Source organism: Arthrobacter sp. cf158, from assembly GCF_900106835.1.
GTDB lineage: Bacteria > Actinomycetota > Actinomycetes > Actinomycetales > Micrococcaceae > Arthrobacter.
Genome location: NZ_FNNR01000003.1, coordinates 506708 through 531697 on the forward strand (window position 1 = coordinate 506708; position 24990 = coordinate 531697).

27 protein-coding genes are annotated in these 24990 nt (G+C 62.7%); 19 read left to right on the plus strand and 8 right to left on the minus strand.

What is annotated here, in order from left to right; translation table 11 throughout:
* Nucleotides 1–59: 59 nt before the first annotated feature.
* From BLW08_RS08265 to BLW08_RS08290, 6 genes are all read left to right on the plus strand, one after another.
* Nucleotides 60–272, plus strand: a complete 213-nt coding sequence (locus BLW08_RS08265) for an MbtH family protein (RefSeq protein WP_090821745.1) — start codon at nt 60–62, stop codon at nt 270–272.
* A 14-nt stretch (nt 273–286) separates the two neighbouring features.
* Nucleotides 287–1243 (plus strand): ATP-binding cassette domain-containing protein, encoded by a 957-nt coding sequence (locus BLW08_RS08270; protein WP_368086875.1) that lies wholly within the window; start codon nt 287–289, stop codon nt 1241–1243.
* Complete coding sequence (locus BLW08_RS08275; RefSeq protein ID WP_090821116.1) at nt 1240–2040, plus strand: ABC transporter permease; 801 nt, start codon at nt 1240–1242, stop codon at nt 2038–2040. Before BLW08_RS08270 ends, BLW08_RS08275 begins: the two co-directional genes overlap by 4 nt.
* On the plus strand, nt 2037–2822 hold the full coding sequence (locus BLW08_RS08280; RefSeq protein WP_175538619.1) for a 4'-phosphopantetheinyl transferase family protein: 786 nt from the start codon (nt 2037–2039) through the stop codon (nt 2820–2822). Before BLW08_RS08275 ends, BLW08_RS08280 begins: the two co-directional genes overlap by 4 nt.
* Before the next feature lie 28 nt (nt 2823–2850).
* Nucleotides 2851–3630, plus strand: coding sequence for a type 1 glutamine amidotransferase domain-containing protein (locus BLW08_RS08285; RefSeq protein WP_090821112.1), 780 nt, complete (start codon nt 2851–2853; stop codon nt 3628–3630).
* A gap of 87 nt (nt 3631–3717) precedes the next feature.
* Complete coding sequence (locus tag BLW08_RS08290; RefSeq protein WP_090821110.1) at nt 3718–4299, plus strand: dihydrofolate reductase family protein; 582 nt, start codon at nt 3718–3720, stop codon at nt 4297–4299.
* A gap of 116 nt (nt 4300–4415) precedes the next feature.
* Here BLW08_RS08290 and BLW08_RS08295 read toward each other — a convergent pair whose 3' ends face one another.
* The 3 genes from BLW08_RS08295 to BLW08_RS08305 all read right to left on the minus strand — a co-directional run bounded on the left by BLW08_RS08295 (nt 4416) and on the right by BLW08_RS08305 (nt 8486).
* The gene (locus tag BLW08_RS08295; RefSeq protein WP_090821108.1) at nt 4416–5681 is read right to left on the minus strand and encodes a glycoside hydrolase 5 family protein; all 1266 of its coding nucleotides are present in this window, start codon (nt 5679–5681) and stop codon (nt 4416–4418) included.
* Nucleotides 5682–5760: 79 nt separating this feature from the next.
* The gene (locus BLW08_RS08300; protein ID WP_090821106.1) at nt 5761–6990 is read right to left on the minus strand and encodes a M20 family metallopeptidase; all 1230 of its coding nucleotides are present in this window, start codon (nt 6988–6990) and stop codon (nt 5761–5763) included.
* Nucleotides 6991–7016: 26 nt separating this feature from the next.
* Entirely contained in the window at nt 7017–8486 is a 1470-nt protein-coding gene (locus BLW08_RS08305) for an MFS transporter (RefSeq protein WP_254779778.1), read from the minus strand.
* A gap of 102 nt (nt 8487–8588) precedes the next feature.
* Between BLW08_RS08305 and BLW08_RS08310 the strand changes: the two genes are divergently transcribed.
* The 4 genes from BLW08_RS08310 (at nt 8589) to BLW08_RS08325 (ending at nt 13503) form a co-directional block, all read left to right on the plus strand.
* Nucleotides 8589–9617, plus strand: a complete 1029-nt coding sequence (locus BLW08_RS08310) for an Lrp/AsnC family transcriptional regulator (protein ID WP_254779779.1) — start codon at nt 8589–8591, stop codon at nt 9615–9617.
* Between the two features lie 21 nt (nt 9618–9638).
* Entirely contained in the window at nt 9639–10532 is an 894-nt protein-coding gene (locus tag BLW08_RS08315) for a LysR family transcriptional regulator (RefSeq protein WP_091324350.1), read from the plus strand.
* Nucleotides 10533–10664: 132 nt separating this feature from the next.
* Nucleotides 10665–12035 carry an L-serine ammonia-lyase gene (locus BLW08_RS08320; RefSeq protein WP_091324352.1) on the plus strand — a complete coding sequence of 457 codons (1371 nt, stop codon included), beginning with the start codon at nt 10665–10667 and terminating at the stop codon, nt 12033–12035.
* 163 nt (nt 12036–12198) lie between these two features.
* A complete protein-coding gene (locus BLW08_RS08325; protein WP_139244860.1) occupies nt 12199–13503 on the plus strand; it encodes an FG-GAP repeat domain-containing protein in 1305 nt (434 codons plus the stop codon).
* 13 nt (nt 13504–13516) lie between these two features.
* Here BLW08_RS08325 and BLW08_RS08330 read toward each other — a convergent pair whose 3' ends face one another.
* Nucleotides 13517–14044, minus strand: coding sequence for a DUF427 domain-containing protein (locus BLW08_RS08330; RefSeq protein ID WP_091324355.1), 528 nt, complete (start codon nt 14042–14044; stop codon nt 13517–13519).
* A 189-nt stretch (nt 14045–14233) separates the two neighbouring features.
* On the opposite strand from BLW08_RS08330, the gene BLW08_RS08335 reads away from it, so the two are divergent.
* Nucleotides 14234–14812 (plus strand): hypothetical protein, encoded by a 579-nt coding sequence (locus BLW08_RS08335; protein ID WP_139244861.1) that lies wholly within the window; start codon nt 14234–14236, stop codon nt 14810–14812.
* Nucleotides 14813–14884: 72 nt separating this feature from the next.
* Here BLW08_RS08335 and BLW08_RS08340 read toward each other — a convergent pair whose 3' ends face one another.
* Nucleotides 14885–15721: an SDR family NAD(P)-dependent oxidoreductase gene (locus BLW08_RS08340; protein WP_254779780.1), complete on the minus strand. Its 837-nt coding sequence runs from the start codon at nt 15719–15721 to the stop codon at nt 14885–14887.
* Between the two features lie 153 nt (nt 15722–15874).
* Between BLW08_RS08340 and BLW08_RS08345 the strand changes: the two genes are divergently transcribed.
* The 4 genes from BLW08_RS08345 (at nt 15875) to BLW08_RS08360 (ending at nt 18911) form a co-directional block, all read left to right on the plus strand.
* On the plus strand, nt 15875–16780 hold the full coding sequence (locus tag BLW08_RS08345) for a helix-turn-helix transcriptional regulator (protein ID WP_091324360.1): 906 nt from the start codon (nt 15875–15877) through the stop codon (nt 16778–16780).
* Nucleotides 16781–16866: 86 nt separating this feature from the next.
* A complete protein-coding gene (locus BLW08_RS08350; RefSeq protein ID WP_091324362.1) occupies nt 16867–17565 on the plus strand; it encodes a histidine phosphatase family protein in 699 nt (232 codons plus the stop codon).
* Between the two features lie 24 nt (nt 17566–17589).
* The gene (locus BLW08_RS08355) at nt 17590–18144 is read left to right on the plus strand and encodes a DUF3090 domain-containing protein (protein ID WP_090821090.1); all 555 of its coding nucleotides are present in this window, start codon (nt 17590–17592) and stop codon (nt 18142–18144) included.
* Entirely contained in the window at nt 18144–18911 is a 768-nt protein-coding gene (locus BLW08_RS08360) for an SCO1664 family protein (RefSeq protein WP_091324363.1), read from the plus strand. The genes BLW08_RS08355 and BLW08_RS08360 overlap by 1 nt, the downstream gene beginning before the upstream one ends.
* Before the next feature lie 62 nt (nt 18912–18973).
* Here the strand turns inward: BLW08_RS08360 and BLW08_RS08365 are convergent, their stop codons facing one another.
* Entirely contained in the window at nt 18974–19312 is a 339-nt protein-coding gene (locus tag BLW08_RS08365; RefSeq protein WP_091324365.1) for a DUF1801 domain-containing protein, read from the minus strand.
* 102 nt (nt 19313–19414) lie between these two features.
* On the opposite strand from BLW08_RS08365, the gene BLW08_RS23610 reads away from it, so the two are divergent.
* From BLW08_RS23610 to BLW08_RS08380, 3 genes are all read left to right on the plus strand, one after another.
* Nucleotides 19415–19756 carry a hypothetical protein gene (locus tag BLW08_RS23610; protein WP_139244862.1) on the plus strand — a complete coding sequence of 114 codons (342 nt, stop codon included), beginning with the start codon at nt 19415–19417 and terminating at the stop codon, nt 19754–19756.
* 85 nt (nt 19757–19841) lie between these two features.
* Nucleotides 19842–21305 carry a mycothione reductase gene (gene mtr / locus BLW08_RS08375; protein WP_091324369.1) on the plus strand — a complete coding sequence of 488 codons (1464 nt, stop codon included), beginning with the start codon at nt 19842–19844 and terminating at the stop codon, nt 21303–21305.
* Nucleotides 21306–21422: 117 nt separating this feature from the next.
* Nucleotides 21423–22151, plus strand: a complete 729-nt coding sequence (locus tag BLW08_RS08380; RefSeq protein ID WP_091324371.1) for a VOC family protein — start codon at nt 21423–21425, stop codon at nt 22149–22151.
* Nucleotides 22152–22160: 9 nt separating this feature from the next.
* On the opposite strand, the gene BLW08_RS08385 is transcribed toward BLW08_RS08380, so the two are convergent.
* Nucleotides 22161–23195: an AAA family ATPase gene (locus tag BLW08_RS08385; RefSeq protein WP_091324373.1), complete on the minus strand. Its 1035-nt coding sequence runs from the start codon at nt 23193–23195 to the stop codon at nt 22161–22163.
* Between the two features lie 126 nt (nt 23196–23321).
* Complete coding sequence (locus tag BLW08_RS08390; protein ID WP_091324517.1) at nt 23322–24263, minus strand: NAD-dependent epimerase/dehydratase family protein; 942 nt, start codon at nt 24261–24263, stop codon at nt 23322–23324.
* A gap of 86 nt (nt 24264–24349) precedes the next feature.
* Between BLW08_RS08390 and BLW08_RS08395 the strand changes: the two genes are divergently transcribed.
* Nucleotides 24350–24958 (plus strand): TetR/AcrR family transcriptional regulator, encoded by a 609-nt coding sequence (locus tag BLW08_RS08395; protein WP_091324374.1) that lies wholly within the window; start codon nt 24350–24352, stop codon nt 24956–24958.
* Nucleotides 24959–24990 lie beyond the last annotated feature (32 nt).

Consider the following 24990-nt stretch of genomic DNA (forward strand, 5'->3'; position numbering starts at 1 on the left):
ACAACGCTCCGGAACCCGGGGCACTGTTAGCGCCGGAACAACCCGAAAGGTCAATCCTCGTGACAAACCCGTTCGATGACACTTCAGCAACCTTCTCCGTCCTGGTCAACGAATTCCAACAACACTCCCTGTGGCCTTCATTCGCGGCCACCCCCAAAGGATGGGTAGCCATGTTCGGCCCTGACAGCCGCGAGGCCTGCCTGGAATACGTGTCCCAAACGTGGACAGACATGGCTCCGCGCAAGGTTGCCGAGCTTGCCGCCAGCCAGTGATCCGGGTAGAAGATGTGCGCAAGTCCTACGGCGCCTTCACAGCGCTCGATGGCCTGACGCTCAACGCGGCAGAAGGCACAGTGTTGGGTTTACTGGGACCCAACGGCTCCGGCAAAACCACCACTGTGAAGCTTCTCACCACCTTGTTGACACCGGATTCCGGGGATGCCTGGGTGGCCGGCCACTCCGTCCGCAAAGACCCTGAAAGCGTACGACGCAACCTGGGCCTCTCAGGGCAATATGCGGCCGTGGATGAAAAGCTCACTGCTTTTGAGAACCTCCACATGGTGGGTCGCCTCTACGGAATGAACCGCAGGAATGCCACCGCCCGTGCCCACGAGTTATTGGCGGACTTCCGGCTCACAGAGGTTGCGGGCAAGCGGGCCGGGGCTTTCTCGGGCGGTATGAGACGCCGCCTGGACCTTGCGGGTGCCGTGGTGGCACGGCCCAAGGTGGTGGTGCTGGACGAACCCACCACCGGCTTGGACCCGCGCGGCCGGTTGGATACGTGGGACGTGGTGGCCGGCTTGGTGTCTGGGGGAACAACCGTCCTCCTGACCACCCAATACCTTGAAGAAGCTGACAGGTTGGCGGACCACATTGCCGTCATCAACCATGGCAGTGTCATCGCTGAAGGCACTCCCACAGCGCTCAAGAACCGCGCCGGTTCAGGGCGTGTGGACGTTACCGTGCGGGATGCGGCAGATCTGCAAGGGGCCACTTCCGTGCTGACGGAGGCCACCGGCGGGTTGGCAATCCCCGAGGTGGACCACGCCGCGTTAAGGGTTTCCGTAGCAGCACCCGGCGGCCACAGCGTGCTGGTTCGCGTCTTGGCCGAATTGGATGCCAGGTCCCTCGCAGTCACCGAAGCCTCCCTTCGCCGGCCCACCCTGGACGACGTTTTCCTCCAGCTCACAGGAGGAAACACGCAGCCCGAAAACCACATCAGCAAGGAAGGGGTACCCGCTTGAGCGTCATCTCTGCCGCTGTCAGGGACAGCTCCGTCATTGCCCACCGCAACCTGCTCAACGTTCTCCGCACCCCGGGAGCGCTGGTCACCGGCGTCGTGCAGCCCGTGATGTTCGTCTTGCTTTTGGGCTTCGTCTTCGGCGGTTCCCTGGGTGGCGACCAGTACCGCAGCTTCCTCATTGGCGGCATCCTGGCCCAGACCCTGACGTTCAACGCATCCTTTACGGCCGTCTATCTGGCCAAGGATCTTCAACTCGGATTGATTGACCGCTTTCGTTCCTTGCCCATGTCCCGCGTCGCGGTGATTCTGGGACGCACCACCTCTGACCTTTACACCAGCGTCATATCCATCGCAGTGACCCTCCTCTGCGGGGTTGCAGTCGGTTGGCGTATGAACACCGGCGCCCTGGAGATGCTCGCAGCGCTGGGCGTGTTGTTGCTCTTCGCGTTCGCGGTGTCCTGGATTGGTGCGCTGATAGCCCTCACGGCGCGCAGCGTCGAAGTAGCGCAAAGCCTTGGCCTGGTGTGGCTCTTCCCTGTCACCTTCGTGTCGGGCGCCTTTGTGTCGACGGCTTCGCTTCCGGGCCCCCTTCGCGCCATCGCCGAATGGAACCCCGTCACCTCCGTGGCCACGGCCGTGCGTGAGCTCTTCGGAAACACCGCACCCTCGGGGTTCATCGCTCCAGGTGGCTGGCCCGCGGATAACGCGTTGTTGTATGCCGTCGCATGCAGCATTGCCATCATCGCGGTGTTCGCACCCTTGGCGATCGCCAAGTACCGCCGCATCAGCAAGCTGTGACCGCCCAAGCCGGGACTCCCGGCGTCGGATATCTCATTCTGCCGTCCGCCAGCGTCGAGGCGGCGTGTTCCAGCGTCGGCGGCCTGGACCGGTTCCTGGGCCCTGACGAAAGGATCGCAGGACGTCGGTTCCGCACCGTTGAGGACAGCCGCGACTACGCGGCATCGCATGTACTGCTGCGCCTGCTCGCCGCGCATCGCCTGGGGCTGGATGCTCTCGCAGCCCCAGGCTTGAACATCACACGATACTGCCCTGGGTGCGGCAGTTCAGGCCACGGACGGACGGTCCTGCCGGGAATGTCATTGAGCCTTTCCCGGAGTCATGGACTGGTGATGGCAGTAGCTGGACCGGCTGCCGCCAGCGTCGGCGCCGATGTGGAACGCGTCCCGTCGGCGCTCTTTGAGGGGTTTGACGAGTATGTTCTTAGTCCCGCGGCGGCCTCGGTGATCGCCAAGACCGGGGTAAGGGAAAGAATGCGTCAGTGGGTTGCCAAAGAAGCTGTGCTCAAGGCCGCCGGAGTGGGGCTCAGCGTCCCGCCATCCGCCGTCTCGCTGGTTTCCGATGGTAATGGTGCCGAGGCTCTTCGGGCCGATTGTCCGGAACAGCCGCTGGTGCACGGATTTGACGTTTATCCGGTCCCGGCCATCTCAACCCACGTGGCGGCCGTCTCAGCCATTGCCTGCGGCCCACCGGCGCCAAGGGACGCCAATAAGGTACTTCCCCAGGCGAGGCGTGGCAGCCTCAGGGCACCTTCCAAAGGCCTGAATTTGAGTGGGGCGTAGTGTGGAAGATGGACGAAAGGAGCACTTCATGAAGAAAATCCTCATGGTACTGACCAGCGTTTCCGAGATCGGCGATACCGGAGAGAAGACCGGCTACAACGTGGCCGAGGCCGCACACCCTTGGAAGGTCTTCAAAGATTCCGGACATTTCGTCGACTTCGCGTCCATCAAGGGCGGCCAGCCTCCACGTGACGAGGTGGACTCGGATGATCCCATTCAGGTTGCCTTCACCCAGGATGAGACCACACGTGCCGGGCTCTACAACACAGCCCGGGTGGATGTGGTTGATCCCGGGCAATATGACGCCGTCTACCTGGTAGGAGGCCATGGCACCATGTGGGACTTCCCGGACAGCGAAGGCCTGCAGAACCTTGTGGCCAGCGTTTATGACGCCGGCGGTTTGGTAGGCGCGGTATGCCATGGACCAGCAGGCCTGTTGAACGTTGAATTGGATAACGGCTTCCGCCTTGTCCAGGGCCGCGATGTGGCCGCCTTTACCAATGACGAGGAAGTAGCCGCCGGCAAGGACAAGGTCATCCCGTTTTTCCTGGCAGACCGCTTGGAGGAACAGGGCGCCCGCCACGTGTCCGCAGGAGTCTTCGAAGAGAAGGTAGTGGTGGACGAACGGCTGGTAACCGGGCAGAACCCGGCCTCAGCTGCTGGCGTGGCCAAGGAAATGGAAAAGCTGTTTGCGGAGGTCATTCATCAGGAAAAGGCTGAGGAGCAGCACGAGGCAGAGGCTTTGCGCGCCGAAAAGGACGCCGAGAAAACTGCCAGGAAGCAGGCCTCGGCAGACGCCGAACATTAGTCCGCACGGCATGTTGGCTGATGGCCGCCCTGAGTTGGGCGGCCATCAGCTGCGGGCATCAGCTGCGGGCCGAAAGGAGCAGGAAAAATGTCCACCATCACTGCTTTTGAGCACATCACGCTCGACGGTGTTATGCAGGGACCTGGCCGGGCCGATGAAGATACCAGGGCCGGCTTCACCCATGGAGGCTGGGCCAACGGCTACCAGGACGACATTTCGATGAAGTACGCCGGTGAGGGCATGCGGGCCACAAGGGGTCTCCTGTTCGGTCGCCGCAGTTACGAGGATGTGCTCGGTTACTGGACCTCCAGCGGCCCCAATCCTTTTGTTGATGCTCTGGTGGGCTCTGACAAGTTCGTCGTCTCACGTGGCGCAGACACACCGCTGGCCTATGCGAACAGTGAACTCCTGGCCGGTGAGGCGGTGACCACCGTGGCCGCTCTCAAGGACCAGTACCCCCACGATCTCCTGATCATGGGCAGCGGCGAACTGGTCCGCAGCTTGCACGCCGCAGGACTCATCGACCGTTACACGTTGTTGATTCACCCCCTGGTGCTGGGCTCCGGAACCCGGCTCTTTGCAAACGGAGACCGCGTGGACCTGAAACTGGAACGCAGCCTCACCACCTCTACCGGTGTTGTTATCGCCGAATTCGTTGCCGCCCTTTGATCGTTGCGGCCCGTTCAAGGTGGCCTCTTTAAAAGGCACTGATTCCCATGGCCATCAGCCTCAAGACCACCTCCGGCAAAATCCTTGCCTCCGGATCAGGCGTCGCTGGGTCCGGTTCATGGAGAATGCTTGAACTGGACGTCGGCGGCGTAGCGGAGCTCCGTGATGCCGCGGGTGGCGAGGTACGCGTCGTCCTCTGCTTTGCCGGCCAACACCACCGTGGGGCGTTGACCGGACATGGCGAGCGACATCCAGGACTCGAAGAATGCACCCCCTGGCGCGCATTGTTGACGATTCGAACCTGTAGTCCCGCCCGGATCGAGCACCAATGCAGTGGTGCGCTGTCCGGCCAATGACGGGTTCTCCCGATATTTACGGCCAACCTCTGACACTGCTGTCCCTTGCGGCTTGACGGCCTGGTGGGTGGTCAACAGGCCAAGCGAATATTCGAGCTCCGGGAAGTCCATCAAGGTTCTGTCCACATCATGGGAGCACCACCATGTGACGCCCCAGAGGTTCTCGCAGTCCAAGGCGTACTCAAGAGTGCGCCGGGCGAACTCGGCGGCATCGGAAGATGCAACATGCGGGCTGGGGGCTCCCACTTCCTGAAGCCAAAGGGGGGCAAAGGGATCCGGTGACCAGCCGCGGGCAAGTTCAATCAGGTATTCGGCCAGCCGGAGGCTCTGCTCACTCATGCCGCCATACATCTGGGCTGTGTTGTTAAAGACCCACGAGTGGACTGTTGGCATGGAGCCGAATGGCACCCCCGTACTGGGAGTAAAGGGGTGCCGGCCATCGAAGAATGCGGCGTCATACTCTGAGTGGTGATGCCAGGCGTTCGGAGCTCCGGCAGCGCACGCCGCCAGCATGGTGGCTACCCAGTGCCGGGCTTCCTCGGGCGTGGCTTGGCTTTGCTGCGGGTGGGCAGCGGACCCGAATTGGCTGAATTCGTTGCCGATGCTCATGCCAAGGAAATTTGGGCAGTCCGCCACAGCACGGGCCAACGCCGTCAGGTATGCGGATTGGCCTTCCAGGACCTCCGGGTCAGTGAACAGATTTTTCTGGCGCCATGTCTGGGTCCACGCAGGGAGAAAATCGAAGCTGGACAAGTGCCCCTGCAATCCGTCCACGGAGACTTGCAGTCCACGTTCCCCGGCCGCGTCCACCATGGCCCTCAAATCTTCCAGCGAACGTTCCCGGATCAGCGATCGATTCGGCTGAAAGTGCGGCCACAAGGCAAACACCCGGACGTGGTCCAGCCCCAAACCGGCGATCGAGTCAAGGTCACGTCTGACATCGTCCACATCGAAATCCAGCCAGTGATGGAACCATCCGCGCGATGGCGTGTAATTGGCACCGAACCTTGTCCGTAGCTGTGTCATTCGTCCTGCTCCGTTGGCTGAGTCGACTGGATGGTGATCAACAGGGAGTCTATGCCCCAGGTCCCGCCCAGGGGCGGGATCAGGCCTCAAGCGTGGCGGTGGTGGCGCCAGGACGCCGTGCTTCCTGGAGTTCCAGCAGCTCGGCGCGCAGCCCGGTGTCCAGAGCGGCGTCAAGAATGGTCCAGGCCAGGACTGTGGCGCCATCAAGGACCGCCTGGTCCGCCTCAGGGGTGATGGCGTCTGCGGTGAAGTCCGGGTGGTGAGGGACAGCCGTACTGTTGCGGACCACCACCATCCCGTGCACGGAAGGTACTACTTGCGAGACGTTGCCCATGTCCGAGGAACCGCCGCCGAAAATGGGCGTCGTGTCCACTGGCCTCCCAACCGCTTCCATGTTCTGATCCCAGACTTTGCCCAACCCGGCGTGGGTGTCGATAGGCGCATAAGGGTGTTCGGTCTGCCGGTGCGTCCACGTGCAGCCGGTCGCGATAGCCGCGCCTTCAAAGCATGCCAGTACCCTGCGCTTGAGGTTTCGCCACACTTCGACATCCCCGGCACGCACTTCCACCTGGACAGTAGAGTCGCCGGCGATGACGTTGGTGGCGCCGCCACCATGGGAAATGAACGCGTTGGTGTTGGCATTTTCCGGCAGGTGCTGCCTCAGGACCGCCATGTTCATCAGGGCCAAACTTGCCGCAGCTCCAGCGTTGATGGCTTTGTCCGGTGCGCCGGCGGCGTGGGCTTCACTGCCCTTGAACTGAACTTCGAAGCGCTCCACCGCGGCCATGCTGAAGGCAGTTGCGCTGCGTTCGGTTCCGGTCATTCCGTGGACCATGAGGGAGAAAGCGGCGTCCTCCCACGCCCCCGCCTGCAGCAGCGAAACCTTACCGCCACCGTGTTCCTCGGCCGGCGTTCCGAGGAGTTTGATGCGAAGCCCGGCAGCGTCGGCAACATCTTTGAGTGCCAAAGCGGCACCAACCCCGGCGGCAGCGATCATGTTGTGCCCACACGCGTGGCCCACCTCGGGGAGTGCATCGTATTCGGCGCAGAGGACCACAGTCAGCTCGCCGCGGCCATAGACGGCTTCGATCGCCGTCGGGACTCCATAGGCGTTTTCGGTGACGTCGAAGCCGCCCTCACGCAGCACTGCGGCCACAGCCGCAGCCGATTGGCGCTCCTCCCAGGAAATTTCTGCCAGCGCATGGACCGTGTGGCTGAGTTCCAGGATGGAAGGCCCGACGGCGGTCACGGACTCGCGTACAGCCTCGCGCAGGATGTCCTTGGACGTGATGTCGATGGAAACAGTCATTGTTATTCCTTCGTGTAGTGGTGGTGTCAGTTGACGGGTTCGAGAGCGTCGGGGGCACCGTGGGTTGCCTCCGGGGCGGGAGCAGTTGGGTCGGTGAGTACGGTTGGCTTGGCTGGCCGAATGAAGAGAACTGCAACGGCAAACAGCACGGACAGGCCAGCGCAGATCCACCAGACGGCATGGAAGGACAGCTCCGTGGCCGCCGGGGTTCCTGCAGCAGTGGGAGTGGTGAGCGCCGCCATCAGCAGAGCAAAGAGCGCGCCCGCCACTCCACCGGCAGCGGTGCGTGCTGTGTTGTAGAGACCGGAAGCAATGCCCACCGAATCGGCCGCTGCACGCTGGACCACCAGCGTGGGAAGGGTGCCGCTGACCAATCCGGAGCCCAGACCGGCTACGACGAGCCACACTGAGAAGGTGACCAAACTGCCGGGTGCCAGGATCATGAAAACGTAGGCAACGGCGCTTAGCCCACCGCCCACGGCAACGCTCCGGGGGCCACCTATAACACGGGATACGCGGTCGCTGAAGGATGCCCCCAGGAATGCTGCCAACGCCATGATGCTGAGCATGGTTCCGGCCGCTGAGGCTGCCGCCCCGAAGCCGAAGCCCACAGTGGCCGGATCCGAGCGCAGGTAGACCGAGATGGGCGCCTGCGCACCGAAGAGTTGGGCGCCGTAGAGGAACGCCACAATGATGGGTAGGCCAATCCCACCACGCAGGAGCATGGTGAGGTCCACCAACGGGTGTTCGGTCCGGCGGGCGGACAGCACCCAGGCGACCAGGAGTGCCACCCCAGCCAGCATGGCGATGGCCGTGGTCATCGGGGGCCACGTTGAGAGGTTTGAGGCACCGCCAAGAAGTGCGGCCAACCCACCACCCAGCAGGGCAGCACCCAGATAATCCACCCGGCCTTTGCTGCGCAACGGTGTCTCCTTGACGAAGAATGCGATCCCGGGAAGGCACAGTGCCATGAAGATCGCAGGCATAAGCAGCGTGATGGACAGGCTGCCGACGGCGTCCAGAACGATTCCGGAGAGCAGTCCGCCAATGGTGGCGCCCAGGGTCAGGGCCGCAACCAGCCGGCCGATACTGCGACCTGAGCGCTCCGAATCGCGTTGGTGCACTATAGCGAATTCCAAGGGAAGGAACACGGCCAGAGGTGCCTGGATGGCCCTGCCCAGCAGGAACAACCCGTAGTTGGGTGCGAAGGCCACCAGGACCGATGCGGCGGCCACGATGGCCGTGGCGATCATCAGGATCCGTTTGTGGCCGTGGATATCGCCGAGCTTGGAAAGGAGGGGAACAACCAGGACTGTAGCCAGGAGATACGCGGCACTGATCCAGTTCAGGGATGCAGCCGGGACTCCATAGTGTTCACCAATGGAAGAGAACAAAGGATTCAGCCACCCCTGAAGGATGCCGCTGCCAAGCTCCATGACCACCAGGAATCCGACGGCTCCTGCCGCGGTGGTGGATTTCTGCGCAGTTGTACGCATGTGCGCTCCGATGTGATGAGAAGTGAACGGGATCACAACATCATGGAAGTGCCGTGTTTCCGATTGATGAAATTGCAGCTTTCCGTGGTTATTCTTCTTCCCATGCCGAAAAACATGCTTGATCCCCTGGAAGAGCGCATCATCCATGCCCTTCAGATAGAAGGCCGGGCACCGTGGAGTGAACTGGCACCTGTGATCGGCGTCGATGCCGTCACACTGGCCCGGCGCTGGGAATCGTTGCGCGAACGCGGACTCGCCTGGGTCACCGGAATCTTCCCCAGCGGAGCGTCCGCCCTGATCGACATCACGTGCAAACCCCAGCAAATCAGCGAGGTGGCGCGCCACCTCGCACAAATCCCGGAAGTACTGACCCTGGACCACACCTCCGGAGGGCGCGATCTGTTGGCCACCATGCTTGCCGATACCCCGCTGTCCATCTGGGACATCGTCACCAACCGCATTGGTGCCCTGGAAGGAGTCAAAAATACCCAAACCCACCTCGTTACAGAAGTAGTCATGGAGGCATCCGACTGGAGGCTGCGCGCACTGGCTCCCACAGAAGCCAGCAAAATCCCCCGCCCCCGACCGCCCCGGGCCAGGGCACCCCGGACGGTGCACCCGGATGTCGAAGCGGCCCTCCGCCACTGCCTGGTTGAAGATGGCCGGCGCCCCGTCAGCAGGATTGCCGCCGAGCACGGGTTGAGCGAGCAACGCGTCGCCGACGGGCTTGCGCGAATGCGCGCCGAAGGCATGCTCCGGATCCGAACCGACGTGGCGCGGACTGTCACCGGGTGGCCCGTTTACGCCTGGTACTTCATGCGCACGGCCGCCAAACACATCCAGCAGATGCACGGGCTCATGGCGCAGATACCCGAAGCCAGAACCGCACTCGCTGTCGCCAGCCAATACAACTTGGTGGTGGCCGTGTGGCTGCGGGAAATGTCGGACGTGATGCGCTTCGAGGCTGCCTTGGAAGCTGCCGTGCCCAGTGCCAGGATCGTTGATCGCAGCGTGGTGTTCAGGATGAGCAAACATCTGGGCCGACTCATCGACGGACAAGGTGCCGCGACGCTGGGATTCATCCACCCGTCGTCGGAAAGTAGCTGGAGTCGCGATACTGAGGTTAAGTAGACCTAAACTGTAGGAGGCCCCGTGCTCGATATCCGCCGATTGCACATCCTCAAGACCCTGGAGCTTGAGGGAACCATGACGGCCGCAGCAGCCACGCTGCATATGACAACCTCGGCGGTCAGCCAGCAATTGGCCGTGCTCGAACGGGAAGCCGGCCTTGCCCTCCTGGTCCGCGCCGGCCGGAAGGTGCGGCTGACGGAAGCCGGCGTCATGCTGGTGGAGCACTTCGGCAGGATCGCCTCCGAGGTTGAGGCGGCCGAGGCGAGCCTCAAGAAGCTCCAAACAGACGTCCGCGGGCGCCTGGCCATCAGCGCTTTCCCGAGCTTTTGCAGCACGGTACTGCCAGCTGCCGTCATGTCCCTGCGCGCCAGCTACCCGCGCCTGGACGTCACGGTTTCAGACCTGGAGCCGTTTGAAAGCGTTGCCAGGTTGAAGTCAGGGCACATCGACGTGGCTGTGGTGGACGATCTGCATGAAATCCAGGATGACGGGCTGGTGAAGACCGTCCTGGCCCGCGATGAGATCATCCTCTGCCTCCCCCAGGACCGGCAGGTCGCCGCGACTGCCACGCTCGCCGACTACGCCCACGAACGCTGGATCCTGGACCAGGAAGGCAGCGTCTTTGAGCAGTTCGTTCGCCAAACCTGCCGTGAGGCTGGATTCGAGCCGAGCGTCATTGCAAACTGCCGGAATCTGATGGCCACGCTGGGGTTGGTCCGTGCCGGCCTGGGCGTGGCACTGATGAGCGAGTTGAACCTCGGGCGGGAAACGGAGGACCTGGTGGTGCGTCGCGTCGAACCGGATTGCGGCCGCAACATCATCGTCCTGAACCGCGCCGCGAGCAGGGAGTCACCGGCGATTGCCGCCGTCGTCGATGAATTGCGGAAGGCCACCGACGCACGCCCCAAGGCTTAACGAGGAGGCTCCCATGAGCCAATCGTTAAGTCTTGCTTAAAGTTTTGTTCAAAAGATCCCGATGGACGCCGCTGCCATACACCTCCAAGCTGGTGAGAGAACCCACCCCACCAGTCCTCCCGGAGGTATGCCATGGCTTTAAGCGCACTCGACCTGTTCTCGATCGGAATCGGCCCGTCGTCGTCCCACACTGTGGGACCGATGCGCGCCGCCCGCACCTTCATTGAATCCCTTGAAACGGAAGGAAAGTTCGACGCCGTTGATCGCCTTTACGCGGGGCTGTTCGGTTCGTTGGGGGCTACGGGCCGAGGGCACGGCTCGGATAAGGCGGTCATTCTGGGTTTCATGGGCGAGGCGCCTGAAACCGTGGATACGCTCACAGCGGACCGTGTTGTGGACGATGCCACCGCGTCGAAGAAGATCCTCGTGGGCGGCCGTCGAGTCATCCCGTTTAACCGGGCCAGGGATGTGGTGCTCCATTTGCGCCAGTCACTGCCCGCCCACCCCAATGGCATGCGGTTCCAGGCGTTTGATGTTGAGGGAAACGTGCTGAGCGAACGCGTCTTCTATTCAGTGGGCGGAGGCTTTGTGGTGGACGAGGATGCCGTGGGCAGGGACCAGCCGGACGCAGTAACGGTCCGCTACCCATTTTCCAGTGCCGAGGAATTGTTGGCCCACTGTGACCGTGAAGGCCTGTCCATCAGTGATCTCATGCTGGCCAACGAAGGCGCATGGCGCAGCGAACAGGAAACCCGCGCGGAACTGCTGCGTATCTGGCAAACCATGAAGGAATGCGTTTCACGCGGCTGCAGCCGCACGGAAGAACACCTGCCCGGGAACCTGATGGTTCGCCGTCGGGCGCCCCGACTACTGGCGGACCTGCAAGCGACAGATGACACCAGCGATCCTTTGCGCGCCGTTGACTGGGTGAACCTTTTTGCTTTGGCAGTCAATGAGGAAAACGCCACAGGCGGCCGCGTGGTTACAGCACCCACCAATGGGGCGGCCGGGATCATTCCTGCCGTGCTGCACTATTACATGATGTTCACGCCAGGGGCCAACGACGAGTCCGTGGTCCGCTTCCTCCTCACGGCAGCAGCAATTGGCGTGCTGTTCAAGGAGAACGCCTCAATTTCCGGTGCCGAAGTTGGGTGCCAGGGGGAAGTCGGCTCGGCCTGTTCCATGGCCGCGGGCGCGCTGTGCGAAATTCTGGGTGGCACACCCCGGCAAGTGGAGAACGCGGCCGAGATCGGGATCGAGCACAACCTTGGCTTGACCTGCGATCCCGTTGGCGGCCTGGTCCAGATCCCCTGCATCGAACGCAACGCGATGGCCAGCAACAAAGCCATCAACGCCGCGCGGATCAGTCTTCGCGGGGACGGCATCCACCACGTCCCACTGGACACCGCCATCAAGACCATGCGGGAGACCGGCGCGGACATGAAGAGCAAATACAAAGAGACCTCCCGAGGAGGCCTCGCCGTTAACGTCATTGCCTGCTGACTTCCCTCGCATTACCGGCTCCACTGCTGCTCCGGCCGCGCCACGACACGGACGGCGGGTCCGGATGTCGCAGAGATTCTGTGGCTAGGTTTGGACCTATGGGCCCGTTACGGGTCTGCTGCCGCCACCGGATTGTGGGCCAACCCAGGGATGAGGCTATCTGATGTCTTTGTTGTTTCGCTCAATTGCTCGTGGCCCCCTGCGTGGAACATCGCCACAACGACTCTGGGCAACGGCTGTACTGCTGGTGGCTGGATTGGTGGGATCCGGGGCGGCCCCCGCGTCTGCAACCACAGCAGGGGCCCAGCCCCTGCACCACATTGACATGGACGGGATCGTGTCCATGATCGGCATGCCGTACGTCGGGTCAGAGTTGCGCATGGGAGCTCCAGCAGAATTTTCGGGCTGCGACAAGACCCAGGCCGCCCCTGATGGGTACACGATCGAATGGCTCAGCAACGGCACGCCTCTTCCTCCTGAACGGCAGGTGGAACCGCTCAAGATTCTGCCCTCGGACCGGGGAAATCGACTTTCGTTCAACGTTTACGCCACGACTCCGGAGAAGAAGCAGTGCGGCGACTCCCTACGGGGTGACCAGAACACGCTGCTGCACAGCGAGGAGACAGCGCCCATTGCGGCGTCGAACCGCGCCATGGGCTGGACCGGGCGCGGAAACTTCGAGCTGATGGGCCGCACGGACGACGGCCGGCTGGTCCTGTATCCGCGGACGTACACTTACGGCCTTGGCTCTTGCGACCAAGGATTGTGCCCCAGCTACGAGTCGGCGAAGTGGGATGAACCCCGGCTGGTGGGCACCGGATGGGACGTTTTCAACATCGTGTTCTCCCCCGGTGACTTTGACGGCGACGGAAACAACGACGTCCTCGCCCGGGATGCTGAGGGAGACCTCTACCTGTACCCAGGCGACGGCCACGGGGGCTGGAGGGACAGGTCAATCGTGGGTACAGGCTGGAATGTTTTCGACTCGATCGTGGGCCCGGGCGATTTCGATGGGGATACCGTCAACGACGTTCTTGGCCGCGACGCCGAGGGCGATCTTCACCTGTACCCGGGTGACGGTGACGGCGGCTGGAAAGAACCAGAGGTGGTGGGCACCGGCTGGCAGGTCTTTGACAAGATCATCGCCTCCGGCGACCTCAGCGGCGACGGAAATGTGGACATCCTTGGGCGTGATCACGCCGGCTACATGCACCATTACCGCTCCGATGGACAAGGCGGCTGGGAAGGTGCGGGTACCTGGGGGCCCGGCTGGGGAGTCATGATTGATGTCATCGGCGCCGGCAGCTATTCCCACAACCTGGGTGAGGCGATCCATTGGGGTCACACTGTGACCCGCAACGACAATATCGCCATCAACCCTCATGGAGACTTGCTCAAGTACTCAGGATTCGTCCCCACAGACCAAACCATTGGCACAGGCTGGGACATCTTCCGCTCGCTTATCTAGCCGGCTGAAAGGCTTACCACCCAGCAGTGCCCGGACCCCCCTTAAACGGACCGACGATCTTCCGGGTGATCCAGCCGCCGTAGAAGTTGCCTTCTTGGAAGGTCACCTGCTCGCCGTTGACCTGGCAGGCATCCATACCCTCCGGATACAGTGCCACCCGGTCCTTGAGGGCCTCGAAACCCGGGCCGGGTTCCGGGTACCTCCACCCCGCGCGCGTGACCCTGATTCCGCCTGCCACCACGTCGAAGTAGTGGGCCCTTCCCTTGAACTCGCAAAAACTGAAGCCCTCGGCCCCTACAAGTGCACCCGACGGAAACGCATCCATGGGCAGGTAGTAGACGGGCGGATGGCTGGTTTCCAGTACTCGCACGGCATCCGTGGTGTCCACAATGACCTGTCCGGCAAGCCGCACAACGATCCGATCAGTCCGAACCTCCACCCGCGGGGGCCGCGGATAGTCCCAGACAGACTCCTGACCGGGACGGGGCTTGATGGGGTGCGGACGCTTAATGCCGCCGAAAAAGCCGTGAGCTTGAGCCATGAGTCCATGGTGCCACCAGGGCGGCCGGTTGAGCACGGCGATTATTACCGTCGTCGGGTCCCAGGCGTGAAGAAGACCTTTTGGTCGATTCCAGCGTGACGGCCTTTGTGCCGAATAAGAACCGCCACGTTCCGCCCGCTGCGAAGGAAGGCTGCCGGCGGCGTGGCGAACCACGGGCATAATGGCGTCATGGGGGACCCACTCAACGCAGACCGGAGACGTACCGAGCAGCTACCCAGCGCAGCCTGGAACCAGGACGACGTGTCCAGACCCCAAGGACCAGCGGTGACGTTGGGCGATATCCCAGCGGTTCGCTACGGAGCCACAGGCTTGGCAAAGCCCAGCCAACTGGCATTGGCTTTCGCGCTCCTGGTGCCCTCCTGGATCGTGTTCACCATGGCGGCAACATCGCGGGAATATGACGGCGTGGGGAGCTTCATCGGCTGGATACTCGGAGGAATTATTGCTCCCCCGTTCGCCATCCTGATCGCTGTGGTGCTCGGACTGCCGCTGCGCCTGGTGCCGTGGATCAATCGCTGGTGGGCCGGCAACGGGCGGATCTACCTGCTCACTGCCGCAGCAGGACTCGCGCTGATCGTGGCCGGTTACGTCAAGCCGGTTCAGGAATCCGTGACGGCCGGCGGCACGACCAGCACCGCGGAAATCCCCGACGGCGGCCTCCTCTTTGCCGGCTGGTTCGTGATCGCGGTGCTGCTCGTCAACGCCTCACTCCCCCTCCGGTGGGTTTTGGGGGAACACCGGCGCTGAGACGGTCCGGTGTTACGGCACCGCTTTCGGCTGCCTTGCTCACGGGACGGACGAGCGGAGGGGGTCAGTGACTCACGCGTCGATCGCCATGGTGGAGGAGAGTTCGCGATGCGCGTCGACCTGGGCGAGGAGCAGGCTGGCTTTTTGCTCGACGCCGGCAACGACGTCCGCGCCGGCGACGAACCGCAGCGGAGGGGTTTCCAGGTCGGCGATGGTGACCAACGCCGCGCCGAGTTTGGCGGGGTCTCCGCCCTGCAGACCGTTCATGCTCTTCCACACTGCGATGGTCTGGGTGGTGCGCTCGGCGTAGTCATCGATGGAGAGCTCGGGCCAGATCGAGGAGGCGCCTTCGACGAGGAGTTCTGTGCGGAAGAAGCCGGGCTCGACAATGGTGGTGTGAATGCCGAAGGGTTGGACGTCGTAGTGGAGGGACTCCATCCAGCCTTCGAGGGCGAACTTCGATGCGGCGTAGGCGGCGCAGAACTCCTGGCCGATGATGCCGGCGGCGGACGTGATGGTGATGACGTGGCCACGTCGCTGCTTGCGCATGACCGGGAGGGCAGCCCTTGTGACGTTCAGAGGGCCGAAGAAGTTTGTCTCCATCTGCGCTCGGAACTGTGCATCGCTGATTTCCTCGAAGTACCCGGCGTAAAAGTTGCCCGCGTTGTTGACCAGGACGTCGACGCTTCCAAAGCGTCCAACTGCAGCTTTGATGGCCGCCGTGGCCGCATCGGCGTCGGTCACATCCAAGGACAAAGCCAGAAGGTTTTCGTGTTCGCCGAGGGCGGCGGTTACCTTGGCAGCGTCCCGCGCCGTGCCAACCACCCGGTGGCCGGCATTCAGCGCTGCCTCGGCCAGATCTACGCCCATGCCGCGGGCGGCTCCAGTGATGAACCATACGTTAGTCAAGATGATGCCTTTTCTGTCTTCGTTGTCCGTTGCGGTTTCGCAGCGGCCCATGAACACAAGTCAACGGGCTGGCGCGAAGGCTAGCGAGACCCTACCTATGGGTTCCCCAACAGGGCCCCTATAGGTCGCCCCGAGTGGAGTACCCTCGATTCCATGAGCACCCAGGACGATCTCACCCAGTTCCTCATGTCGCGCCGAGCCAAGCTCGACCTCGAGCAAACGGGATTACCGGACTTTGGTGGACGCAGGCGGGTACCTGGCCTGAGGCGTGAAGAAGTGGCTTTGCTGGCGGGAATGAGCGTCGAGTACTACAAGCGACTGGAACGCGGTAACGCCAAAGGAGTCTCGGAGGCTGTCGTTGACGGGGTCAGCAGGGCCCTCCAACTCGACGATGCCGAGCACACACATCTCAACGAACTCATCCGATCAGCCAATACCGGAACACGTCCGTATCGCAGGCGCCCCGCCCGGTCCTTGAGGACCAACCCGGTCCTGCAGCAAACCCTTGACGCGATGTCCACCGTGCCCGTCTTCGTGCAAAACGGCAGGCTCGACGCCGTCGCCGCTAATCGGCTCGGCAAAGCCCTGTTTCTCGAGATGTTCAGTGACTCCCCGCAACCGGTGAACGCGGCGCGCTTCGTGTTTCTTGATCCCAAAGCCCAGCTGTTCTATCAGGACTGGGAATCCAATGCGCGCCAGATCGTCGCCCTCCTTCGGGTCGAAGCGGGCCGCTCCCCCTACGACCGCAGGCTCAGCGACCTTGTAGGCGAACTCTCCACCCGCAGCGACTTCTTCCGGAGGCTCTGGGGAGCGCACGATGTCCGCGAACACCGAACCGGAGTCAAGAGCATCCATCATCCGATCGTCGGGGACCTTGACCTCAACTACATCGGCCTCGAACTGGCCACCGACAAGAGCCTTCACATGCTCGTATTTTCAGCCCAACCAGGGAGCCCGTCCCACGACGGGCTCCAACTACTGGCGAACTGGGCAAACACCCACACCGTCGAACCCGCCACAGTCTCCCCATCGGCGTCAGACATCGATACCAGGAAGTGACATTTCACCAGTTGACGGCGCCAGAGCCTCCACCGCCCGGTCGATCGTGGCGACACAAACAACCAGCGGGTGGATAGGCTGGGCGGATGGCAACTCTCATTCTCGTGCGGCACGGCCGCACTACAGCCAATGCCAGTGGACTGCTGGCTGGTCGGGCCGACGGCGTCAGCTTGGACCAGGTCGGGCGGAACCAAGCGGCCCTGACCGGAGAGCGGCTCGCAAGCGTTCCGGTCGTCGGGGTGGTGTCGAGCCCGCTTGAGCGTTGCCGGCAGACCGCACAGCTCATCATCGATCGCCAGGCCGGCGCCCCCTCTGCGCCTGTCGACCTCGACCTCGACCTCACCGAATGCGATTACGGCCAGTGGCAGGGACGCAAGCTCAGCGATCTGGCAACCGAGGATTTGTGGCCCCTGGTGCAGTCGCAACCATCCGCCGTCGTCTTCCCAGGGGGTGAGTCCATGGCAGCGATGCAGTACCGTTCGGTGGCAGCGATCAGACGCCACGATGCAGCCTTCGAAGCTGAGCATGGTCCAGGGGCCGTATGGGTGGCGGTAAGCCACGGCGATGTCATCAAGTCAATCCTCGCCGACGCGCTCGGCATGCACCTTGACCTGTTCCAGCGGATAAACGTCAGCCCTGCCTCCGTATCAATCGTCAACTTCAGCGCTGGCCGGCCGAGCGTCTACGCCACCAACACCGAGGCCGGCGATCTGTCGTGGCTGTCGAACGGCATCCGTTCTGGCGACGCACCGGTGGGCGGCGGCTCAGGGCAGAAGACGCCATAAACCTCATGTGCCTAAGATACTGACATGCCTACACGCGTTCACGAGTTTGCCTGGCCTGATCGGGTTGTCATTGGCACCATTGGCCTTCCAGGAGCACGCACGTTTTACCTGCAGGTGCGCACAGGGGCACAAATGGTGAGCATCGCCCTCGAGAAGGAACAGTCGGCTGTTCTCGCGGAAAAGATCGACGAAGTCCTCGATCAGCTCATCACCATCGACGGCAACCCCTTCAGCGTTCCCACAAGTACGCCCATTGAACTCGTGGACAATGAACCGCTTGAGACCCCTCACGAACAGTTTCGCACCGGTGCCATGACTCTGGACTGGGATCCAACCACGGCTCAGATCGTCCTTGAGGCCTACTCCCTCGCCGATGTCCAGGCTGATGACATTGACGAGCCACTCACGGAGAACAGCACTGACGAAAGCGAAATGATGCTGGTCCGCATGCCGGTGGGCACTGCCCGAGCCTTCGCCAAGCGCACCCGCGAGGTCGTAGGCGCAGGGCGTCCGGCATGCCCGCTCTGCGGTTACCCCATGGACGCCGACGGGCACGAGTGCACTCTGCCCGAAGTCTAATGCCGTCGCTGGACCTGGTGACCGCCGAGCTAACCCTTACCGGCCGTATCACCACCGCCTCAAACGCGACATTTCTGGGCAGCATCGGCAAGGTGCCTGTGGTCTATAAACCGATAGCTGGCGAAAGTCCGCTCTGGGATTTTCCCGATGGCACGCTCGCCCACCGTGAGGTGGCCGCATATCTGGTCTCGCAAGTCCTCGGCTGGGACATCGTGCCGCGCACGTGGCTGCGTGAAGGTCCCTTGGGTGAAGGTATGGTCCAGCTCTGGCAGGAGCAGGACCCAGACCAGAGCGCCGTGAACCTGGTGGCTGCTGAGGATATGCCGGAGACGGGCTGGAAACAGGTTCTTGAGGGACAGGATGAGAACGGAAATATTGTGGCCCTCGTTCACGAAGACTCGCCTGCCCTCAGGCGCATGGCGGTGTTTGACGTAGTGGTCAACAACGCCGACCGCAAAGGCAACCACATTCTTGCCATGACTGATGGACCCAGGCACGGCGTGGACCACGGGCTTACCTTTCACACTGACCACAAGCTGCGCACCGTGCTCTGGGGATGGCTGGGCGACGATCTTGATGCCGAGGAACTCGTAGGCCTCGATCGGGTGTCCGAGGCACTGAACGCTGGGCTGGGCCGTGACTTGGCCGGGTTGATCAGCACCGAAGAAATCGCATCACTCGCTGCCCGCTGCTCCCGTCTGCGTTTGGACGGCCGTTTTCCGGCTCCGAGTGGTGGGATGCCCGCGGTGCCCTGGCCGCTGTTCTAGACGAGTGACCTCCGTCGCGCATCGGCCCAGGGCATCTGCGACCCACCAAAAGCGGGTCCGTGTCAGGCAGCCGCTTTCTCGACGAGTGCCCGGATCCTGGCCTCCGTCGCAGCATCCAGCGAGGTGAAGGTCCACGCAACCGGGTGCATGTGCTCCCCCTCCTGACGCGCAGGGTTCACCACTTCACCAAACCCAAACACAATGTATTCCTTGTCCGGCTTGATATAGCAAATGTCTTTGCCGTCCTTCACATAGAAAGGTAAACCCCATCGCACAATCGGCTCCAAGGACGGCGCACTCTCCCGGATAATGCTGTGGAGGCGCACCCCAATCTCCCCAAATGGGGCCGGCGCATCGCGGAGTTTGGCGAGAGCAGCATCGTCGCCCTTCTTCGTAAACATTGTTTTCGAGCCTCCTTCTAGTTCTCATCCAGTGATGCCCGGCCGTGCACGTCCGGATCATCGACGTCATGTGCCATGAGCGACGCGGCAAGCTTACGTCGCGTGCGTGAGGTAGTCGAGGCAGCGCCACTTCTGCCGAGCCCAGGTTCTGCCGCGAACCCACCTGGCGGAAGCGCCGCCCGCTTGCCCTCTCTGGCCGCAATCGACGGGGCAGATCTCCCCATGGCACGGCCTTGGGCCGACGCCTACGATGACAGAGGACCACTCGGTCCCTTCAGTCACTTTCGTGGGGAAAGGGACCTTTCCCATGCCGTTGCCACGGCCCAGACGTACAAATTGGTCGCCGCGGACAAGGGAATCGCCATCAAAGTACGTGTGACAGGGACCAAATCCGGATACACGACTATGGCCCGCTACTCCGTGGCCACCGCCCTGATCGGCTGATCTGCGCTTTTCTGTGTGATGGCGGCGGTCCGGTTCGGCTCGTGTTCAGTAGGGTTGAGGAGACCCCGGACTAAGGACTACCACTATGCACACTGGCGCCAGCGACATCCCCGTAGATAGGCACTACGACTTGGTCATCATCGGCTCCGGGTCCGGGAACTCCATTCCCGGACCCGGGTTCGATGACCGGTCCATCGCGATCATCGAGGAAGGTACGTTCGGCGGAACCTGCCTGAATGTCGGCTGCATCCCGTCGAAAATGTATGTTCACACCGCTGACACCGCGCTGGACATTCTTGAGGCCGGGCGGTTGGGCCTCCACGCAACAATCGATTCCGTGGATTGGCCGGACATCGTCACACGGATCTTCGAGGACCGTGTTGATCCGATCGCCGCCGCCGGTGAGGAGTATCGCCGTGGCCCCCGGACCCCGAACATTGATGTCTACGACCAGCATGCCGTCTTTATCGGAGAACGCACTCTGCGAACCGGCCAGGGCGATCAGCAGAAAACCATCTCCGGCGACCACGTGGTCATTGCCGCGGGCTCCAGGCCCATGATCCCCGAGGCCATCGCCACTTCGGGCGTGCGGTACCACACCAACGAAGACATCATGCGCCTGCCGGAACTGCCCAAATCCTTGGTGATCATTGGCGGAGGTTACATTGCCATGGAGTTCGCCCACGTCTTCGACGCCCTCGGAACCGACGTCACGATCATCCCCCGCTCGACGCTCCTGCGGAACCTCGACACCGACCTCCACGACCGATTCAACACCCTGGCCGCAGAACGCTTCGACATCCGGTTCGGCCGGACCCCCACCGGCGCCGAGCAAACGGACCGGGGCATCACCGTCAAGCTCGACGACGGCACCTCCGCCACCGGGGAGGTACTGCTGGTAGCCACCGGACGCGTCCCTAACGGAGACTTGCTGGACCTGCCCTCCGCCGGGATCGACATGACAGACGACGGTCGGATCAAGGTGGACGAATACGGCCGGTCGACGTCCGCCGCAGGTGTCTGGGCCTTGGGTGACGTCTCCTCGCCTTACATGCTCAAGCACGTCGCGAACGCCGAGATGCGCGCAGTGCGCCACAACCTGCTGAACCCGGGCAGCCTGCAGAAAATGCCGCACGATCACGTCCCCGCCGCCACGTTTACCCATCCCCAGATCGCCACCGTCGGCATGACCGAAGACCAAGCCCTCAACCACGGCCACAACGTGACCACCAAAATCCAGGACTACGGGGACGTTGCCTACGGCTGGGCCTTGGAAGACACCACGGGAATCTGCAAACTTATCGCAGACCAGGACACCGGCAAACTCCTGGGCGCCCACTACATGGGCCCGCACGCATCAACCCTGATCCAGCAAATGATCACCGTCCTCGCCTTCGATCTGGACGTCCGCGAATTCGCCGCCAAACAATACTGGATCCACCCCGCACTGCCCGAAGTCACCGAAAACGCGCTCCTCGGCCTCACCTTCAGCCAAAAAGACCAGGCCAATAAGTCCTGGGAACGCACCGCCGGCATAAGCCACGCATAACAAACTCTTCCGGTATGGCGAGACGCTCGCGGTCCGCCGCCATCGCTTCTGGGCACCCTCGCATCTCTGACGTAGGATGTGCACTGTTGCTGCTCTCCTACGCGTGAGGATGAAGCCATGTCCGGCGAGATTACGGTTCCCCTGCTGCCCTGCAGATCCATCGACGAGATCGCGGACTTCTACCAGATGCTTGGTTTTGAGCGCACCTACTGGCAAACCAAGCCCTACCCCTGCGTCGGCCTCCGCCGCGAAGACTTCCAGCTTCAGTTCTTCGGCCTGGACGGCTTTGACCCGGAGGCCTCGTACGGATCGTGCGTGGTCCTGGTGGAGGACACCATGGCGCTCTATGAAGCTTTCGCCGCTGGCATGCGTGCAGTGCACGGCAAGGTTCTGGTCTCCGGCATCCCGCGAATGACCAGGCCACGCAAGCGGAAAAACACCGGCAACGCGGCCGGCTTCTCGGTAGTAGACCCCGGCGGCAACTGGATCCGGATCTTTCACAACACCGGATCGGCGGACGACAACACCGAGGAACCCTCCAGCCAGCTCGCGAAGGCCCTTCAGAACGCGGTCGTACTGGGCGACTCCAAGGGCGACACACAGCAGGCAGCCCGGATCCTGGGCAGCGCGCTGAACCGGCACCGCGCGTCGGCCCCGGTCACCGACCTGGTCGAAGCGCTGGTCTACGGCGCCGAGCTCGCGATGCGGCTTGGTGACACGGCAGGGGCTGGCGTACTGCTGACTGAGGTCGCAGCCGTGGAGCTCACCAGCGAGCAGCGGGAGAAGTTGGGCGAAGCGCTGGCCAACGCGACGGATCTGGAGCAGGCACGCAGCGCCGGAGGCTGACCACGTCCGTCAGGCCAGCCATCGCCACCAGCGGGACCGTTCCGGTTCCGGGCTCGGTTCTGGCTCCGGCTCTTCGCCCAAAGCCAGAGCGGCTTTGACAAGGTCATCTGTGGTGAGAGTCATGACGGCTTCACGATCGAGCGCGTCGAGACTCTGTTCGTCGTCGAGCGACAGCCTCAACGCCTGGCGGTTGAGCGCCTGCTCGAACAGTGTCCTGGCGAACCGTGCGTTGCCGGAATCCTCGCCCGGATGGAGCCCGGCGAGGATGCGGCGCAGCATCTGTTCAGCACCGGGCTCCAGCGTGTACTCATGCTGGACCAGCATCCTATGGAAGATCGTCTGAAGCTCGTCCACCGAGTAGTCAGGAAACGTGATCTCGCGAGCAAACCGGGAGCGCAGCCCGGGATTGGAGAGCAAGAATGACTCCATCAGCCGCGGATACCCCGCCACGATCACCACCAAACGGTGCCGGTGGTCCTCCATCCGCTTGAGCAGAACCTCGATCGCCTCGGGTCCGAAGTCCATCCGTCCGTCCTCCGGGGCCAGCGCGTAGGCTTCGTCGATGAACAGGACACCGTCCAGTGCGCGCCGGATCACGCGGTCCGTCTTGATGGCGGTTGCCCCGACGTACTGCCCCACCAGGCCCGAACGGTCGACTTCCACCAGGTGACCTTTCTGCAACAGCCCGACTGCCCGGTACATTTCGGCCAGAAGCCGCGCCACAGTCGTTTTGCCCGTGCCCGGGTTTCCAAGGAACACCAAATGCTGTGACGTTGCCACCTCCGGCAGGCCATGACTTTTACGGCGGGCCTGGACCTGGAGTAATGCGACAAGGCCGCGCACCTGCTCCTTCACAGTCTCCAGCCCGATCAACTCATCGAGTTCGGCTTGCACCTCGGACAACGGCCGGCCCGGACCGGGCCTCGGACCAAGGACATCGCCCACCAGTTCGTCCACGCGCTCCGAACCGGGCAGCTTGAGCTGATTGGCCAAATGGCCGATGGTTTCGCGCAGGTCATCGAGCGGATTTCGGCTGGCAGCCATACACCCACTGTAGTCCTCGAACTCCGGCTGCAGTGGGTCCTCGATCCTCTTTGGTCCCCCAGTGATAGCCCACCTTCCCGCACCTGTGTTTGAGCGCTGCAAATGCCGTCCCGGACGCCATTGCCGCTACTCTGCCCTGCGCAGTCGATCTTCTGCGTTGATGATGGCGAGGCCATCGCGGTAAGAGGTGATCGCGAACTCCGGGAAGCGGGCGGTGAACTTCGTGGAGTCGAAGCGGTTGTGGTGTTCGTAGCGCGGCAGGAGTTCCCTTAGTTCCCGTACCTGCGCAGAGAATAGCCCGGCTGCGCTGAGGAGCCGTCTGGGAACAACCGTGTAGCCGGGCTCCTGGCCAAACACTTCGCTGGCCATGGTGGCGAATTCCCGGTAGCTCGGCCGTTCTTCAGCTACCGGAAGGTGCCACGTCTGCCCATAGGCGTCCGGTGTGTTGCCCAGGAGTGCAAGTGCACGGCTGGCGTCCGGGGTCCAGATGAGTGTGCGGAGCCGGTCATCCCGCACTGGGATGCGGGGCTTTCTACCGGCCTTGAGAGGATCGATGATCAGGGTGTTGGTGAAGCTCTGCGTCCTCCCCGGCCCGTAAAACTCGGGAGCGCGGGCGATGAGGACGGCAATGTCGCCGCGGGCCATCTCCTCAAGCACCATCGACGCCATTGCCGCGCGGACCGTGCCTTTTCTTCCGTTGGGAGCGAACGGCGTCTCTTCGGTCTGGACGCGATCGTCCTGGGGATACATGTACGTGTTGTCGAAGTAGACGAACTTCGCCCGGGCCTCACGCGTCGCATCCAGCGCGTTCCGGAGCATCGTAGGGAACTGCGCCTCCCATAGTTCAGTCTTCGCCGGCAGCCCCGCGGTGAAATACACGACGTCGCTGCCCTCAACAGCGGCAGCCGTCTGCCCGGCGTCGAGCAGGTCCGCACTTATCACGACATCGGACTCGCTCACCTTGCGTGGGTTGCGGCTCACCAGCCGCAAGTCGGGCGTGTAGGCGCGGGTTAGCTCGCGGGCTAGTTCCACGGCGATCTGGCCATTGGCACCCAGTATGGTCTGCATTTGAACCTCTGCTGATTCGGATGACATCGGATTCGCAATGCGATATGTTTGCACTGCTTACATCAGCGTAGGAGGCGAAGTTAGCAGTGTCAACATCGGTAAAGCCGTATCACCACGGTGATCTACGGGCAGCCCTGCTCGCTGCGGCGATTGAGAGCCTGGAAGCGGGCGAGCCATTCTCGTTGCGGGCCGTCGCTCGACGCGCAGGCGTGTCACCCACAGCGCCGTACCGGCACTTCGCGGACAGGGAAGCACTGGACAGTGCGGTTGCGATCGAGGGATTCAGAGACCTGCGAGCGGACCTCGAGGCTGCATTGGCGGGCCCGACGGAGCCCGCGGCGGCCGCGGCGCCCGAAGAGGTGATCACGGCACTCGGAGTGGCCTACGTTGCGTTCGCCTTGAGACGGCCGGCCGTATTCCGGTTGATGTTCGGCAACGAATGCGACCAGGAGGACAGCGAACGCGTGCACGCCTCGGAGCATCTTCACCAGATGTTGAACCAATCAATAGCGAGCCTTTTCCCTGGCGCCAACAACTCCAACTTGTCCATCGCATTGTGGAGCGTGGCGCACGGGCTGGCGTTCCTTCACCTCGACGGCAAGTTGCGGCCTCAAACCAGCGACGACGTTGCAGCCCGCGTGAAGTCGGCGGTTGGGGCGCTCTTCGCGCTGAACAACAACACCTCGGGCGGCTAGTCCCGATCCCGCCACCTCCCTCAGGAGAACGA

Bases quoted from the DNA above. Each gene is read 5' to 3' on its own strand.
- BLW08_RS08300 (WP_090821106.1), bottom strand. From the start codon at position 6,990: ATGACTGTTTCCATCGACATCACGTCCAAGGACATCCTGCGCGAGGCT.
- BLW08_RS08350 (WP_091324362.1), top strand. From the start codon at position 16,867: ATGGCAACTCTCATTCTCGTGCGGCACGGCCGCACTACAGCCAATGCC.
- BLW08_RS08335 (WP_139244861.1), top strand. From the start codon at position 14,234: ATGGGGGACCCACTCAACGCAGACCGGAGACGTACCGAGCAGCTACCC.
- mtr (WP_091324369.1), top strand. From the start codon at position 19,842: ATGCACACTGGCGCCAGCGACATCCCCGTAGATAGGCACTACGACTTG.
- BLW08_RS08305 (WP_254779778.1), bottom strand. From the start codon at position 8,486: ATGCGTACAACTGCGCAGAAATCCACCACCGCGGCAGGAGCCGTCGGA.
- BLW08_RS08390 (WP_091324517.1), bottom strand. From the start codon at position 24,263: ATGCAGACCATACTGGGTGCCAATGGCCAGATCGCCGTGGAACTAGCC.
- BLW08_RS08355 (WP_090821090.1), top strand. From the start codon at position 17,590: ATGCCTACACGCGTTCACGAGTTTGCCTGGCCTGATCGGGTTGTCATT.
- BLW08_RS08295 (WP_090821108.1), bottom strand. From the start codon at position 5,681: ATGACACAGCTACGGACAAGGTTCGGTGCCAATTACACGCCATCGCGC.
- BLW08_RS08285 (WP_090821112.1), top strand. From the start codon at position 2,851: ATGAAGAAAATCCTCATGGTACTGACCAGCGTTTCCGAGATCGGCGAT.
- BLW08_RS08360 (WP_091324363.1), top strand. From the start codon at position 18,144: ATGCCGTCGCTGGACCTGGTGACCGCCGAGCTAACCCTTACCGGCCGT.
- BLW08_RS08365 (WP_091324365.1), bottom strand. From the start codon at position 19,312: ATGTTTACGAAGAAGGGCGACGATGCTGCTCTCGCCAAACTCCGCGAT.
- BLW08_RS08385 (WP_091324373.1), bottom strand. From the start codon at position 23,195: ATGGCTGCCAGCCGAAATCCGCTCGATGACCTGCGCGAAACCATCGGC.
- BLW08_RS08325 (WP_139244860.1), top strand. From the start codon at position 12,199: ATGTCTTTGTTGTTTCGCTCAATTGCTCGTGGCCCCCTGCGTGGAACA.
- BLW08_RS08330 (WP_091324355.1), bottom strand. From the start codon at position 14,044: ATGGCTCAAGCTCACGGCTTTTTCGGCGGCATTAAGCGTCCGCACCCC.
- BLW08_RS08310 (WP_254779779.1), top strand. From the start codon at position 8,589: ATGCCGAAAAACATGCTTGATCCCCTGGAAGAGCGCATCATCCATGCC.
- BLW08_RS08380 (WP_091324371.1), top strand. From the start codon at position 21,423: ATGTCCGGCGAGATTACGGTTCCCCTGCTGCCCTGCAGATCCATCGAC.
- BLW08_RS08290 (WP_090821110.1), top strand. From the start codon at position 3,718: ATGTCCACCATCACTGCTTTTGAGCACATCACGCTCGACGGTGTTATG.
- BLW08_RS08320 (WP_091324352.1), top strand. From the start codon at position 10,665: ATGGCTTTAAGCGCACTCGACCTGTTCTCGATCGGAATCGGCCCGTCG.
- BLW08_RS08345 (WP_091324360.1), top strand. From the start codon at position 15,875: ATGAGCACCCAGGACGATCTCACCCAGTTCCTCATGTCGCGCCGAGCC.